Here is a 14,730-nt window from a genome sequence, read left to right as displayed (position 1 = left end):
AACTGATGAACAAGACTGCCCCCTTCAAACGCGTACTGTTGTTGAGCCTGGCCCTGAGCGGTGTGGCCCAGGCCGACCAGACGGTCCTGATCGGTCTGGCCGGGCCCTTGACCGGCCCGTCGGCGCGGATCGGCAAAGACCTGGAAAACGGTGCGCAACTGGCCATTGACCAGGCCAACGCCAAGCATCCGAAAATCAACGGCGAAGCGGTCACGTACAAACTGGTTTCCGAAGACGACCAGTCCGACCCACGCACCGCCGTCACCGTGGCCCAGCGCCTGGTGGACGAAGGCGTAGTTGGCGTGGTCGGTCACTGGAACACCGGCACCAGCATCCCGGCCGCGCGGGTCTACCATGACGCCGGGATTGCCCAGGTCGCGCCAGTGGCCACCGGTCACGCCTATACCCAGCAAGGTTTCGACACCAGTTTCCGGATCATGGGCCATGACGATGACGGCGGCCAGGTCGCCGGCGACTACGCGCTCAAGACCCTCAAGGCGCAGCGTATCGCCGTGATCGACGACCGCACCGCATTCGGCCAGGGCCTGGCGGACCAGTTCGTCAGATCCATCGAGGCCGGTGGCGCCAAGGTGGTTGCCCGTGAATACGTGGACGACAAGACCATCGACTTCAGTGCGGTGCTGACCAATATCCGTGGGCAAAACCCCGACCTGATCTTCTTTGGCGGCGTCGACTCCCAGGCTGCACCGCTGGCCCGACGCATCAAGCAGTTGGGGATCAAGGCACCGTTGATGGGCGCGGGCGGCTTTGTCAGCCAGACCTTCCTGCAACTGGCGCAGAACGAAGGCGAGGGCGTAATCGCCCTGGAGCCGGGCCTGGCCGTGGCACAGATGCCGGGTGGCAAGGCCTTTGAAGACGCCTACAAGGCGCGTTTCAAGAGCAATATCGAGCTGCATGCGCCGTTTGCCTATGACGGTGTCGGCGTGCTGATCGCCGCCATCGAACAGGCCAACTCCACCGACCCGCAGAAGTACCTGCCGGTCCTGCGCGCCATCAGCTATCCGGGCGTCACCGGGACCCTCGCGTTCGATGCCCAGGGCAATCTACAGAACCCGTCGTTCACCGTTTACCAGGTCAAGGCCAATCAATGGCAGCCGGTAAGCGTGGCTGGCGGCAAAAAGTAACGCGCTGGATCTAAGCGTAGGAGCGTCCCAAGTGGGGGCTGTCTCACCCGGCGAGACAGCTCCTACATGTGGAGCACCAACATTGGATCTTCGTAGCCATTTGAATGAGGCATGCAATGAGCAAACTCGAAGGTGAACTGGGCATCCTGGCCCGCCGGCGCATCGAAGCCGAGATCATCAAGCCGATCTACGAAATCCTCGTGCGCGAGCAGGGCAAGGCCTTTGCCGCAGCGGTGATTGGCGAAGCGGTGGGCAACGCCGCGATCCAGGCCGGCAAGCATTTTGCCGCCCAGGAAGAGCAGGGCGCCGACCTCAAGAGCTTCGTTGAGCTGCAAGTGCTGTGGGAAAAGGACGACGCGCTGAAAGTCGAGATCATCGCCAGCGACGCCGAGCATTACGACTATGACGTCAAGCGCTGCCGCTATGCCGAGATGTACCACGAGATGGGCCTGGGCGAGATCGGCCACCTGTTGTCGTGCAACCGCGACGAGCTGTTTATCGTCGGCTACAACCCCAATATTGAATTGACGCGCACCCAGACCATCATGGGCGGCGCGCCAAGCTGTGACTTCCGCTACCACGCCAAGCCCCGGGAGCCGCGCTCGTGAGCGCCCTGGCCCGGGTCAACGGCGAGCGTCTGTGGGACTCGCTGATGGAAATGGCGCAGATCGGCGGCACGCCCAAGGGCGGCGTCTCGCGCCTGGCCCTGACCGACGAAGACCGGCGCGGCCGCGACCTGTTCGTGGCCTGGTGCACGGCGGCCGGGTGCAGCATCCGTGTGGACGCCATGGGCAATATCTTCGCCCGCCGCGCCGGCCGGCATGAGCACCTGGCCCCGGTGCTGACCGGCTCCCACGGTGACTCGCAACCGGCGGGCGGCAAGTTCGATGGCATCTACGGCGTACTCGCCGGCCTGGAAGTGCTGCGCACCTTGAACGACCTGGGCATCGAGACCGACCGGCCGATCGAGGTGGTCAACTGGACCAACGAAGAAGGCTCGCGTTTTGCCCCGGCGATGATTGCTTCGGGGGTGTATGCCGGGGTGTTCGACCTGGAGTACGGCTTGTCCCGCGAAGACAAGGCCGGTGTAAGCATCGGCCAGGCACTGCAACAGATCGGCTACGCCGGCCCGCACCCCGTGGGCGGCCAGGCGGTGCATGCGGCGTATGAACTGCATATCGAGCAAGGCCCGATCCTTGAGGCCCAGGACCTGACCATCGGTGTGGTCACCGGCGCCCAGGGCCAGCGTTGGTATGAAGTCGAGCTGAGCGGGCGCAGTGCCCATGCCGGCACCACGCCCATGGATCACCGCCTGGATGCACTGCTGGGCTTTGCCCGGGTGGTGGAGGCGGTCAACCAGATCGGCCTGGCCCAAGGCGCCGAAGGGCGGGCGACGGTGGGCATGGCCAATATCTTCCCCAACTCGCGCAACGTGGTGCCGGGGCGGGTGTTTTTCAGCGTCGAGTTCCGCCATCCCGATGAAGCGGTGCTGGCCGTGCAGGATCAGCAACTGCACGCAGCAGTGGCGCGCATCGCCGAGGGGATTGGCTTGCAGGCCAGCGTCAAGCAGATCTTCCAGTACGCACCGATTGCCTTCGACAAAGACTGCGTGGACGTGGTGCAGGTTGCGGCCGAGGCCTTGGGCTATAGCCATCGGCGCATGATTTCCGGAGCCGGGCATGATGCCTGCTACCTGAACCAGGTCGCGCCGACGGCGATGATTTTTGTGCCGTGTGTGGATGGCTTGAGCCATAACGAGGCGGAAGAGATCCACCCGCACTGGTCCACAGCGGGGGCGGATGTGTTGTTGCAGGCGATTCTGGCTTCGTCAGGCGAATAGGCTGAAGACCTGATCCCACATTCAACCTGTGGGGTCTTGCCCTTACTCCCGCACAAACAGCCTGCTCATCACCTGCAACAGTCGATCATCCGCGCCAGCGGCGCCAATCACCTGCAACCCCACCGGCATGCCCCTCACGTGCCCTACCGGCAGGCTGAGCGCGGGGAGGCCGGTGAGGTTCCAGGCACTGGTATAGCTGAGCACGGCGGCGCGTACATCAATGTCCTGTTCGCCCACCCGCACCTCGCGTGCATTTACCTCAGTCGCGGTAATCGGCACGCTGGGCGAAACCAGCAAGTCATAGTGTTCGAACAGGCGCGCCATCGCCGCTTTGTACTGCGCCTGGCTGGCCTGTGCGCGAATGTATTGCCAGCCTCTGACTTCCTCCGATACCTCAAGACGCTCGCGTACCTCCTGTTCAAACTTATGCGGCGCATCCCGCATGCGTTCGGCATGCACCTCGAAGGCCTCGGCACGTTGCAGTGTCAGCAGGGTGTCTTTCATGCCCGCCGCCAGGTGGTGCAGTTCGTCGGTCTCCTGCAGTGCGTCGCCAAACAGCTGCTGCGCCGCCCCATAGACCTGCTGATGCACATCGGCGTCGACCGGGCCGAAGCTGGGGCAAGTCATCCAGCCAACCCGCAGTGGCTGCGGGTGGGTTGCAGGCGTACCGGCGCGTCCGGCCAACACCTCGAACAACAGGCGCGCATCTTCGACATGGTTGGCGATGGGGCCTACGTGGTCGAGACTCGATGACAGCGGGAACACCCCGTCCACCGGCACGCAGGCAAACGAGGGCTTGAAGCCGACCGTGCCGCACAAGGCCGAAGGGATCCGGATCGAGCCGCCGGTGTCGGTACCCAGGGCCAGCGGCACCATGCCGCTGGCCACCGCCGCGGCACTGCCGGCGCTGGAGCCGCCAGTGATGCAACGGGCATCCCACGGGTTGCGTGCCGCACCTTGCAACGAGCGATCGCCGGTCGGGCCGTAGGCGAATTCGTGGGTCAGGGTCTTGCCGATAATCACCGCCCCGGCTTCGCGCACCCGGTGTACGCACAGGGCATCGCGGTCCGGCTGGAAACCCTCGAAATGCGCGGAGCCGTAAGTGGTGATGTAGTCAAACGTGTCGATGTTGTCTTTGACCGCGACCGGCATGCCGTGCAGTGGGCCCAGGTCCAGGCCTTGGGCCAACAGCGCGTCGGCCTTGCGCGCCTGGGCCAGGGCGACGCAGGCATCGACTTGAACGAACGCATTTAACCGCGGATTCAAGCGCTCGATGTTGTCCAGGGCGGCTTGCGTCAGCTCGACACTGGTCACGCTGCCAGCCCGCAGGCGCTCGGCCAGCGTGATGATCGACTGACCGCAAAAATATCCAGCGTGGGTAGGCTTCACCAGGCTCATATAAACAACTCCATCAAACAGCTGCAGGTACAGAGGGTGGGGCGACCTGGCGACCGCCTGGGCGCACCATCAGCATCGCGCTCATGCCCAGCGCCGTGGCCACTGCGGCGGCCACGAACATCGACGAATAGCCGTAATGAACGGTCAGGTAGCCCGTGAGCATCGGGGCGATAAACGAAGCGGTGTTGGCGATAAAGTGCGTCATGCCGCTGTAGGCGCCAACCCGATTGGACGGCGCAGTGTCGATCACCACGGCCCAGTAGACGGAGTTGGGCAGGGCGTTCAAGGCGTTGGCCAACGTCATCAAGGCAATCACGCCCCAGACGGTCTGGGCCTGGGACACCATGATGAAACACAGGGTTGTCAGCAGCAGGCAGGTCGCGGCCAGCCAACTGCGGGCGACTTTCAGGTTGCCGGTGCGGCGCAGCAGCCAGTCCGATATTTTGCCGCCCAGCAGCACGGTGAAGCAGGCGCCGGTCCACGGGATCATGCCCATGTACCACAGCGACGACAGGTTGTAGTGGAACTCATCCTGCAGGTACTTGGGGGTCCAGGTCAGCAGCAGGAACGTCACGTACACAAACGAGAAGTAACCGACGGCATTGAGCAGCAGGTCCTTGTTCTTGAAGAAGTGCCAGACCGGCGCGACGCTGGTGGTGGGGGTCGAGGCATTGGCGGCTTCGGCGCGCTCTCTACGCAGGAAGTCGAGTTCGGCCTTGGATACCCGCGGGTTTTCATCCGGAGTGTTGGTGAAACGGGTCATGAAATAGATCAGCAGCGCCAGACTGGCCACGCCCAGCACCACGAACATGCTGCGCCAGCTGCCGGTCAGGGTTTGCAGGCCCACGGCCACTGGTGCGGTGAGCAGTGCCCCCAAGGGGGTGCTGAGCAGGCCGACCGAAACCACAAAACCGCGCTCCTTGGGCGTGGCCCAATTGGCCACGCTCTTGTTGATTACCGAGTACGCCGGACCTTCGGCAAACCCGAACATCACGCGGATCGTGGCGAAACCGGCCATGGCCGAGCCGCCGAGGAACGCCAGCCCGAAGTCACCGGCAAAGGCCGTGGCAATTTCAAAGATCGACCACGTGGCGCCAGCGATCAGCCAGATGCGCTTGGCACCAAAACGGTCGGCCAGAATGCCACCGACCAATGCCCCCAGGATGTAGCCGTAGCCGAAGTAACCCAGCACGTTGCCCCAGTCGGCCTTGTCGAAACCGTACTCGGGCAGAATGCTCGCCGACGCATAGGCAATCGCGCCGCGGTCGATGTAGTTGAGCAGTGCCATCAGCATGATCAGGAAGAAAATCTGGTAGCGGAAAGACGGGATAGCGGGGCTGTTCATAGGGATCTGACTCTTCAAAATGATGGCAGAAGTCAAAAAGTCGGCCGCGTCCGGCGTATTTTTTATTGTTTGCCCAAACGTTTGGGTTGGCGAAATGTAAGGCTCGTAAAAATTTTAGTCAAACGTTTGGGTAAAAATTTACCTGCGGCTGCGACACGCCCGTTCGGGTAGAATCTGCGCGCTAAATATCAGACAGTTGGAAGCCTCTCCACCATGCCAAGCCCATCTCGCCCTGCCACCCTGAAATCCATGGCGACCGCACTGGGCGTGCATGTGTCCACGGTGTCCCGGGTACTCAATGGCGACCCGGCCGGGGTCGAGCGAGCGGCCTCGGCCGAAGTGGTGGCGCGCATTCGTGCATTGGCCAAAGAGCTGGATTACCGGCCGAACACCCAGGCATCGAGCCTGAAGTTGCGCAAAAGCCAGGAAATCTGTGTGCTCATGCCCAGGCTCACCGACCTGGTGATGGCGACCATTTATGACAGCATCGACAGTGCCGCCGAACAGGCCGGCTACCTCACCTTCGTTTCCAATACCGACGACCAGCAGCCACGCCAGATGGCGCGTGCCGAGCACGCCTTGCGCCGCTCGGTGGCCGGGCTGATCGTCGGTGACTCCCATGTGGGCGAAAGCCAGCCGCTGCTCGACCTGTTGACGCGCAAGCACATCCCCTACGTGTTGGTCAGCCGGCAGATTGCCGGGCATCTGGCGGCGTGCAGTGACGATGAGTTAGGCGGCTGGCTGGCGGCGGAGCACTTGTACCAATTGGGCTGTCGCGATGTGGCCATTCTGGCGGGTGAGCGGCACGCCTCGACCGGGGCGGATCGCACCCGTGGGTTTACCCGCTACTTTCGTGAGCAAGGCATCACGCTACGCCCGGAGTGGACGCTCAATGGTCCTTTTGACAGCCTGACCGGGCATCGCCAGGGCGAGTATCTGCTGGGCCTGAACCCACGGCCCCAGGCGTTTTTTGCGGTCAATGACTTCCTGGCCATCGGCCTGATGGGTGCCGCGCGTGACAAGGGCTTGATGCCGGGCAAGGACATTGCCGTAGTGGGCTTCAATGACATACCGCTGGCCAATGAACTGATGGTTCCCCTGACCAGCGTGCGCCTGCCCTTGGCAGAGATGGGCCGCCATGCGGTTGAACTGCTGCTCAAGCGCATCGAGGGCGAGGCTGTCGAGTCGATCAAGGTGGCGCCGCAGCTGCAGGTGCGGGCGAGTTCGTCTTTGTTGCGCTGACGTCAAAAATGTGGGAACGGGCTTGCCCGCGATTCAGCGGTGGTCCAGCCACTCTCTTTGATGACAGGTACACCGCCATCGCAGGCAAGCCAGCTCCCACATTTGATGGGTGGTGTGGCCAAAACGCTGTGCCCGGCCAAGATCCCCTGTGGGAGCGGGCTTGCTCGCGATAGCGGTGGTCCAGTCACTCTCATTGATGACAGGTACACCGCCATCGCAGGCAAGCCAGCTCCCACATTTGATGGGTGGTGTGGCACAAAACTCTGTGCCCGGCCAAGATCCCCTGTGGGAGCGGGCTTGCTCGCGAAGGTGGTGGTTCAGTCACTGAATTTATCGACTGACACACCGTCTTCGCGAGCAAGCCCGCTCCCACAGGGGGATTGTGGACGGTCAAAAGCCGCGGTATTCAATCAGCGAAAAAACTCCCCTGGCGTCGCATCAAACTGCTGGTGAAACGCTGCGATAAACGCCGAAACCGACTCATACCCACAGCCCAGCGCTACATCCGTCACTCGTTCCCCGCGTTCCAGGTCGGGCAGGGCGCTGAGCAGTCGCAGCCGTTGGCGCCAGGCGCGATAGGTCAGGCCGGTATCGCGCAAGAACAACCGGCTCAAGGTTTTCTCACTGACCCCCAACTTCTGGCTCCACTGCCCCAGGGTGGTTGCCTGTTCCGGGTGCAGGCTCAAGCTGCGATAGATCTGTCGCAGCCGGCTGTCCACAGGCAGGGGCAGCATCAGGTCAACCTGCGGCGCGGCGGCCAACTGGTCCAGCAGCACCAGGGCCAGGCGCCCGTCCGGGCCGTCTTCGGCATATTCCACCGGCAGTTCGCTGAAACGGCGGATCAACTCGCGCAGCAGGTCGCTTACCGCCAGGACCTGGCAACGTTCCACGGCCCAGGTCGTCACATTGCAGTCCAGGTACAGGCTGCGCATTTCGGTGTGGGGCGAGCTGAACACGCGGTGGGGCACCCCCGCCGGGATCCACACCGCGCGCTGCGGCGGGGCGACAAAGCGCCCGGCACTGGTGTGGATCTCCAGCACCCCGCAAATCGCATACGACAACTGCACCCACGGGTGGCTATGGCGGCGGGTCAGGGCGCGGTTGGGCAGGGATTCGGTGCGGCCATACACCGGGCGCGGCAGGCTGGCGAGCCCGGGGATGCTGCGGCGAACGGCCTTTTCATGTCCTTTTGGCGGCATTTACTGGCTCATTGGCGTTAGTCGGTAGGCAGCCGTTACGTTAGAGTCGCCACGACGCCCTGGCAACCCCTGGAAGAACAGCTAATGAAACGCCCCCGGTTTTTACCCGATAACTTCACCCTGATCCTGATTGCCACGGTGGTCCTCGCCTCTTTGTTGCCGGTCAGCGGCCAGGCCGCCGTGGCGTTTGGCTGGGTGACTAACCTGGCCATCGCGCTGCTGTTTTTCCTGCATGGCGCCAAGCTGTCGCGCCAGGCCATCGTCGCCGGTGCCGGGCACTGGCGTTTGCATCTGCTGGTGTTCAGCCTGACCTTCGTGCTGTTCCCGCTGCTGGGCCTGGCGCTCAAGCCGCTGTTGTCGCCAATGATCGGCAAAGACCTGTACATGGGCATGCTCTACTTATGCGCGCTACCGGCCACGGTGCAGTCCGCGATTGCCTTCACTTCCCTGGCGCGGGGCAATATCCCGGCGGCGATTTGCAGCGCGGCGGCGTCCAGCCTGTTCGGTATCTTCCTTACGCCGTTGCTGGTGGCCTTGTTGCTCAATGTGCATGGCGACGGCGGCTCCACGGTGGATGCGATTCTCAAGATCAGCGTGCAGTTGCTGCTGCCGTTTATTGCCGGGCAGATCGCCCGACGCTGGATCGGTGCGTGGGTCGGGCGCAATAAAAACTGGCTGAAATTCGTCGATCAGGGTTCGATCCTGCTGGTGGTCTACGGCGCCTTCAGCGAGGCGGTCAACGAAGGCATCTGGCACCAGATCCCCCTGTGGGAGCTGGGCGGCCTGGTGGTGGCCTGCTGCATCCTGCTGGCGCTGGTGCTGATGGCTTCCGCGCTCTTGGGCAAGGCGTTCGGTTTTAACCAGGAAGACCGCATCACCATCCTGTTCTGCGGCTCGAAAAAAAGCCTGGCCACCGGGGTGCCAATGGCCCAGGTGTTGTTTGCTGGCAGCACCATGGGCGTGCTGATCCTGCCGCTGATGCTGTTCCACCAGATCCAGTTGATGGTCTGCGCGGTACTGGCCCAGCGCTATGCCAAGCGCCCGGAGTCGATTCCCGAGATCATGGCGCAAGTCGATCCCTGAGCCATCGTGTTACTATTTTTCGGCGCCGCTCAAGGGCAGGCATCGGGCCGTCAGGATCGGCGCGCAACTGAGTAAAACGACCTGTCGATGAGTACTTCCACCACCACACCTCAAGCCAACTGGCAGCCGGTCATCGCCCTTGCGCTGGCGGCCTTTGTGTTCAACACCACTGAATTCGTCCCGGTCGGCCTGCTCAGTGCCATCGGCGCCAGCTTCGACATGCCGATCGCCCGGGTCGGCCTGATGCTCACCATCTATGCCTGGGTGGTGTCATTGACGTCGCTGCCGGTGATGTTGCTGACCCGCAACGTCGAGCGGCGCAAGTTGCTGATTGTGCTGTTCGGCATGTTTATCGCCAGCCATATCCTCTCCAGCGTGGCCAACAGTTTTGGCTTGTTGATGGTCAGTCGCATCGGCATTGCCTTGTCCCATGCGCTGTTCTGGTCGATCACCGCCTCCCTGGCGGTACGCCTGGCGCCGCCGGGCAAGCAGGTGCAGGCGCTGGGCTTGTTGGCCACGGGCACCTCACTGGCGATGGTCCTGGGCATTCCTTTGGGCCGCCTGCTGGGCGAGGCCATGGGCTGGCGCACCACCTTTATTGTGATCGCCGGATTCGCCGCTGTGCTGGTGTTCTGGCTGGCGCGCACCTTGCCGCTGTTGCCGAGCCAGAACTCCGGCTCGCTGCGCAGCCTGCCGATGCTGTTCAAGCGCCCGGCGCTGGTGGCCCTGTACGTGTTGACGGCCATGGTGGTCACGGCCCAGTTCACCGCCTATAGCTATATCGAACCCTTCGTCGAACGCGTCGCGGGCCTGGGGGGCAATGCGGTGACCCTGGTGCTGCTGGTGTTTGGCGGGGCGGGCATCATGGGGTCGTTACTGTTCAGCTTGCTGCACCGTTTCAACCCTTACCGCTTTTTGCTGGTGGCCGTGTCGGTGCTGGCGCTGTGCCTGGGGCTGTTGTTGCCGTTGAGTGGTGACGTTTCGTACCTGGTGGTGCTGAGCGTGTTCTGGGGCATGGCGATCATGGCTTTTGGCTTGGCGCTGCAGTCCAAGGTCCTGGTGCTGGCACCGGACGCGACCGATGTGGCGATGGCGATGTTTTCCGGGATCTACAACATCGGCATCGGCGGCGGCGCGCTGTTGGGCAGTTGGGTCGGCGGGCATTTCGGCTTTGCCTGGATCGGCGCGGCGGGGGGCTTGCTGGCGGTGGCGGCGCTGGGGTTGTACTGCCTGTCGATCTATCGGTTTGGGCAGGGTGGACCACGCGAATAAGGTGAGCGGCGTTCGCAGCAGCCAGCTCGCCAGCGATGGCGTCCACAGGAGCGCCATCGCTGTTTCAGTCCATCAGAACTGCGGCGTGTACTTCACACTGAACATCACATTGCGCGGATCACCGTAGAAGTTGTTGCCATTCAACTGGTTGTACCCTGAGGCGTAGTAGGTCTTGTCGAACAGGTTGTTGGCATTGACCGCCAAGCCCACCTCCGGCGTCATCTGATACGCCAGCCGCGCGTTCCAGACCGTGTAGCCCGCCACGTCATAGTTGTACTCATACCCCAGGGTATGGCTCTGGGTGGTAAAGCCCAACCCGGCGCTGACCTTGCTCCAGTCGCCACTGAACTGGTAGTCGCCCCACACCCGCAACATATGCTTGGGCGTCCACTGGCTGAATACCTTGCCCTTGTTATCCCGGTCCTCAAGGTACTTGGTGGTGTTGTAGGTATAGCCGGCAAACAGTTGCAGGCCGCTCAACACTTCACCGCTGATTTCAGCTTCCAGGCCCTGGCTGCGCACCTTGCCAGAGTTGGTGGCGCAGTAACTGTTGCCGCAGGCAGGGACTTCGCCCAGCGCGAAGTCGGTGATCGCACGGTTTTCCTGGTCGTAGCGGAACAGCGCCAGGGAGGTATTGACCCGCCCGTCCAGCAGTTCGCCCTTGAGCCCGACTTCGTAGTTGCTGCCAATCACCGGCTTGACCACCGCACCGCTGAGGTTGCGCTGGGTCTGTGGCTCGAACACGTCGGTGTAGCTGGCGTACACCGCCCACTCGCGGCTCAGGTCGTAGACGATCCCGGCGTAGGGCGTGACTTCGCCGGTTTCGTTGGTGGTGCTGGGGTCGTTGACGGTGGTGGCGTGGGTCACCGCCTTGATGCCCGATGAGGTATAGCTGTAGTCATACCAACTGACACGGGCGCCGAGTACCAGGGTCAACGGGTCGATGGGCTTGACGCGCCAACTGCCATACAGGCCTTTTTGGCGGATGTCGTATTTGCTCGGTGTTGCACTGCCGCCGGGGGTGTTCATCAGACCCTCGTAGCTGATTTCGGGGCGGTTGTTATCGATGTCGAAGATGTTGTCGGTGCTTCTGTTAAAGGTCCGGGCAATGATGTCGTTGGACGTGTATTTGGAATAGTTGCCGCCCAGCGTAATTTCCTGGGCCATGGACAGTGCTTCGAAACGCCCGGTGAGGTGGGTGTCCAGGCCGATCTTGGTGCCGTCGAAGTCGGTGTACCAATCGGCATAGGTCAACCCGGTGCCGTCGGCGTTGATGCCGTTGCCGGTACTCTGCACGCGCTGGTGGGTGGAGGTGTTTTCTTCGCTCATGCGCACCGCGCCGACCTTGAACTTCCAGTCGTCGTTGAAGCGGTGCTCCAGGTCGGCATACAGGGTGGTGACGTCGATCTGCGAGTGGTTCCAGCGCGAGCCGCTGAAGGTGGAGCGTGACAGGTCTATCGATTTTCCCGTGCTGTAGCGCGGCAGGCCCCGCAGCATCGGCCGGGACTCGGCATTGGTGCGGCTGACGGCCAGGCCCAGGGTGGTGTCTTCCTGCAGGTCGAAGTCCAGGGCGCCGTACAGCGAGTGGGTCTTGCTCCATTCGTAGTCGATGAACGAATCGCTCTGGTCTTCGTCAGCCACCATCCGCCCACGGATCGTGCCGCTCTGGTTCAGCGGGCCGCCGGCGTCCAGTTGCAGGCCGTAGTGGTCCCAACTGCCGGCCTTGGCGGTAAGGGCCACGGTGGGTGCCGTCTGCCCGCGCTTGCGTACCAGGTTGATTGCGCCACCGGGGCTGCCGGTGCCCTGCAGCAGGCCGGAGGCGCCGCGCAGTACTTCCAGGCGGTCGAAGAAAATCATGTCCTGGGTCGCCCAGTTGCCCAGGGCGTAGGTATTGCGCGGGATCGGCACGCCGTCGTACTGCCAGTCGTCGATCTGGAAGCCGCGGGAGGTGATGATCATGCCTTTGCCCACGCCTTGCACGCCCACCAGGCCGGTGGTGTGGTTGACGGCGTCCTTGAGGTCGACCAGGTCCTGGTCATCCATTTGCTTGCGGGTCATCACCGTGATCGACTGGGGGATTTCCTTGAGGGTGTGGGTGCCCTTGCCGATTGTCACCGCGCGTGCGGCGTAGGAACCGCTGCCTTCGGTGGTGGTGGGGTCGATGCTGTGCTCGACAATCGAGGTCACGCCCAATTGCAGCGCGCTGCCCGTGTCGGTGGCAGGCTCGACGCTGAAATTACCTTGCTCGGTGATGCGCAACTGCAAGCCGCTGCCCGACAACGCACGGTCCATGGCCTGTTCGGCCGGCATCTGGCCAATCACGGCATTGGCCTGCTTGCCCTGCACCAGCACCGGGTCCAGGGACACAATGCGCCCGCTCTGGCTGGCAATGGCGTTCAGCGTTTGCGCCAGCGGGCCGGCCGGCAGGTTGAAAGACAGGCTTTGCGCCTGCACCAGGGCAGGGCTCGCCAGGGTTGCCAGGGCAACGGCGACAGAAAGGGCGTGGGGCCAAGGGTTGAGCACAGCATTCTCCTGAAGGTGTGGACGTGTCAGGAGATAGGTGGGACGAAAAATGAAAACCGGACACAAATAAGAGTTATTTGCATAAAAAATGTTGCCCGGGTTATTTGGCGCGAATCAGGGTCAGCCAGGGGCTGTAGTGATCGACCCGGATCGGCAGGGTTTCGGCCAGGGCGCCGAAGGCGCGGTGCGGCTCGTTGAGGGGGAACACCCCCTGCACGCGCAAGTCGCGCACCTGAGGATCGACGCGCACAAAACCACGGCTGTACGGGCGCAGGGCGTTGACCACCTGTTCCAGGGAGTCGTCCAGCACACTCAGGTGCCCGGCGAGCCAGTCGGCCCGGAAGCCTTGGTTGCCGGCCAGCGGCTCGATCCGATCGGCCTGCAGCATTACGGCTTGGCCCTCCAGCACGGTGCGCTGCACGCCGTTGCGCAGGGTCGCCTGCACCGAGTGTTCCAGCACCACCAGCCGTGTAGCCTGCGGCTCCTGGCTCACCAGGAAGCGCGTGCCGAGGGCCTGGATGCTGCCCTGGGCAGTGCGCACACGCAGCGGCCGTTGCGCATCGGCCGCCACCTGAATCACCAGTTCGCCGTGGCGCAGGATGATCAGGCGCTGGTGTGGGTCGAATTGCACATCCACCGCGCTCTGCGCATTCAGGCTCAGGCGGCTGCCATCGGCCAGGGTGAATGTCTGGCGCTGGCCGCGCGCGGTGTGCAGGTCGGCCAACAGGTTCTCGCCCAGCGGGCTGCGCGCCGCCAGCCATAGGCCGCCGCCCAGCAGTCCCAGGCCGCCGATGGCGCGCAGCGTGTCACGCCGCGAACCATGGGGCTGCAACAGCACTTGTCGCGCTTCACCGGGCAGGCGTTTTTCGAGGGTGCGCAGGGTGTTCCACGAGCCGCCCAGGCGCTCCTGCAAACGGGCCCAGGCCTGGGCGTGAGCCGGGTCCAGGGCCAGCCAGGCATTGAAGCGTTCCTGCATCCGCGCATCCGTTTTGCCGGCGCGCAGGCGCACCATCCAGTCGATGGCCTGCTCGCTGACCGGGTCCAGGCGCGCCTTGCTCACGGGGCCAGCTCGGCCAGGTAGCACTGGCGCAGGGCCTGTTTCATGTAGCGGCTGACGGTGCGCTCGGACAACTGCAACTTGCGCGCAATCGCCACGTAGCTCATGCCGTCCAGCTGGCTATAAAGGAACGTGGCCTTGACGATCAGCGGCAAGCCGTCGAGGGCACGGTCAATCGCCACCAGGGCCTGGATCAGTTGCAATTGGTCTTCGGGGGAGGGCGCCAAGGCTTCGGGGGCAGCGGCCAGGCGCTCCAGGTAGGCGGTTTCCAGACGGCTGCGGCGGTAGCGATCAAAAATCAGCCGGCGTGCAATGGTCGAGAGATAGGCCCGGGGTTGCTCGATGCTGTCGGGGTCGACCCGGGCGGCGAGCATCTGGCAGAAGGTATCGGCGGCGGTGTCTTCGGCATCGGCATGGTTACGCACGCGATGCTGGATATGTTGCAGCAGCCAACGGTGATGGTCGTTGAAAAAGAAGCCCAGCTTGCGGATTGGAGGTGACTGCACGGGTCGACTTTCTCAGGGTGGTATTGTGAATCGTTCTCAATACTACCTTTTGTGCGAGGGGGGGTGCAACAACCGGTAATTGTAGGAGCGAGCTCGCTCCTACATAAAACGGCATTCCAG

12 protein-coding genes are annotated in these 14,730 nt (G+C 63.2%); 6 read left to right on the top strand and 6 right to left on the bottom strand.

The window, feature by feature from the left end:
- Positions 1-5 precede the first annotated feature (5 nt).
- The 3 genes from HBR94_RS26000 (at position 6) to HBR94_RS25990 (ending at position 2,985) form a co-directional block, all read left to right on the top strand.
- Positions 6-1,145 (top strand): branched-chain amino acid ABC transporter substrate-binding protein, encoded by a 1,140-nt coding sequence (locus HBR94_RS26000; RefSeq protein ID WP_170045777.1) that lies wholly within the window; start codon positions 6-8, stop codon positions 1,143-1,145.
- A 116-nt stretch (positions 1,146-1,261) separates the two neighbouring features.
- Positions 1,262-1,753, top strand: coding sequence for an L-2-amino-thiazoline-4-carboxylic acid hydrolase (locus HBR94_RS25995; RefSeq protein ID WP_057438692.1), 492 nt, complete (start codon positions 1,262-1,264; stop codon positions 1,751-1,753).
- Entirely contained in the window at positions 1,750-2,985 is a 1,236-nt protein-coding gene (locus HBR94_RS25990; RefSeq protein WP_170045775.1) for a Zn-dependent hydrolase, read from the top strand. The genes HBR94_RS25995 and HBR94_RS25990 overlap by 4 nt, the downstream gene beginning before the upstream one ends.
- Positions 2,986-3,027: 42 nt before the next feature.
- Here the strand turns inward: HBR94_RS25990 and HBR94_RS25985 are convergent, their stop codons facing one another.
- Both HBR94_RS25985 and HBR94_RS25980 read right to left on the bottom strand, forming a co-directional pair.
- A complete protein-coding gene (locus HBR94_RS25985) occupies positions 3,028-4,383 on the bottom strand; it encodes an amidase (RefSeq protein WP_170045773.1) in 1,356 nt (451 codons plus the stop codon).
- A gap of 13 nt (positions 4,384-4,396) precedes the next feature.
- A complete protein-coding gene (locus HBR94_RS25980) occupies positions 4,397-5,728 on the bottom strand; it encodes an MFS transporter (RefSeq protein WP_170045772.1) in 1,332 nt (443 codons plus the stop codon).
- A gap of 213 nt (positions 5,729-5,941) precedes the next feature.
- On the opposite strand from HBR94_RS25980, the gene HBR94_RS25975 reads away from it, so the two are divergent.
- Positions 5,942-6,970 carry a LacI family DNA-binding transcriptional regulator gene (locus tag HBR94_RS25975; RefSeq protein ID WP_170045770.1) on the top strand — a complete coding sequence of 343 codons (1,029 nt, stop codon included), beginning with the start codon at positions 5,942-5,944 and terminating at the stop codon, positions 6,968-6,970.
- A gap of 410 nt (positions 6,971-7,380) precedes the next feature.
- Here HBR94_RS25975 and HBR94_RS25970 read toward each other — a convergent pair whose 3' ends face one another.
- Entirely contained in the window at positions 7,381-8,169 is a 789-nt protein-coding gene (locus HBR94_RS25970; RefSeq protein ID WP_170045768.1) for a helix-turn-helix transcriptional regulator, read from the bottom strand.
- A gap of 84 nt (positions 8,170-8,253) precedes the next feature.
- Here HBR94_RS25970 and HBR94_RS25965 point away from each other — a divergent pair, with 84 nt between their 5' ends.
- Entirely contained in the window at positions 8,254-9,252 is a 999-nt protein-coding gene (locus HBR94_RS25965) for a bile acid:sodium symporter family protein (protein WP_076964780.1), read from the top strand.
- Positions 9,253-9,339: 87 nt separating this feature from the next.
- The gene (locus HBR94_RS25960; protein ID WP_057959876.1) at positions 9,340-10,524 is read left to right on the top strand and encodes a sugar transporter; all 1,185 of its coding nucleotides are present in this window, start codon (positions 9,340-9,342) and stop codon (positions 10,522-10,524) included.
- 72 nt (positions 10,525-10,596) lie between these two features.
- On the opposite strand, the gene HBR94_RS25955 is transcribed toward HBR94_RS25960, so the two are convergent.
- From HBR94_RS25955 to HBR94_RS25945, 3 genes are all read right to left on the bottom strand, one after another.
- A complete protein-coding gene (locus tag HBR94_RS25955) occupies positions 10,597-13,047 on the bottom strand; it encodes a TonB-dependent receptor (RefSeq protein ID WP_170045766.1) in 2,451 nt (816 codons plus the stop codon).
- Between the two features lie 100 nt (positions 13,048-13,147).
- Entirely contained in the window at positions 13,148-14,107 is a 960-nt protein-coding gene (locus HBR94_RS25950) for a FecR family protein (protein WP_170045764.1), read from the bottom strand.
- Positions 14,104-14,610, bottom strand: coding sequence for a sigma-70 family RNA polymerase sigma factor (locus HBR94_RS25945; protein WP_057438686.1), 507 nt, complete (start codon positions 14,608-14,610; stop codon positions 14,104-14,106). Before HBR94_RS25945 ends, HBR94_RS25950 begins: the two co-directional genes overlap by 4 nt.
- Positions 14,611-14,730: the final 120 nt, after the last annotated feature.

It is taken from the genome of Pseudomonas sp. WS 5412 (genome assembly GCF_012985615.1).
GTDB lineage: Bacteria > Pseudomonadota > Gammaproteobacteria > Pseudomonadales > Pseudomonadaceae > Aquipseudomonas > Aquipseudomonas shahriarae.
This window is presented reverse-complemented; position numbering and strand designations above follow the sequence as displayed.

Coding starts and splice junctions, on each gene's coding strand:
- HBR94_RS26000 (WP_170045777.1), top strand. CDS start 6: ATGAACAAGACTGCCCCCTTCAAACGCGTACTGTTGTTGAGCCTGGCC.
- HBR94_RS25995 (WP_057438692.1), top strand. CDS start 1,262: ATGAGCAAACTCGAAGGTGAACTGGGCATCCTGGCCCGCCGGCGCATC.
- HBR94_RS25985 (WP_170045773.1), bottom strand. CDS start 4,383: ATGAGCCTGGTGAAGCCTACCCACGCTGGATATTTTTGCGGTCAGTCG.
- HBR94_RS25980 (WP_170045772.1), bottom strand. CDS start 5,728: ATGAACAGCCCCGCTATCCCGTCTTTCCGCTACCAGATTTTCTTCCTG.
- HBR94_RS25975 (WP_170045770.1), top strand. CDS start 5,942: ATGCCAAGCCCATCTCGCCCTGCCACCCTGAAATCCATGGCGACCGCA.
- HBR94_RS25970 (WP_170045768.1), bottom strand. CDS start 8,169: ATGCCGCCAAAAGGACATGAAAAGGCCGTTCGCCGCAGCATCCCCGGG.
- HBR94_RS25965 (WP_076964780.1), top strand. CDS start 8,254: ATGAAACGCCCCCGGTTTTTACCCGATAACTTCACCCTGATCCTGATT.
- HBR94_RS25960 (WP_057959876.1), top strand. CDS start 9,340: ATGAGTACTTCCACCACCACACCTCAAGCCAACTGGCAGCCGGTCATC.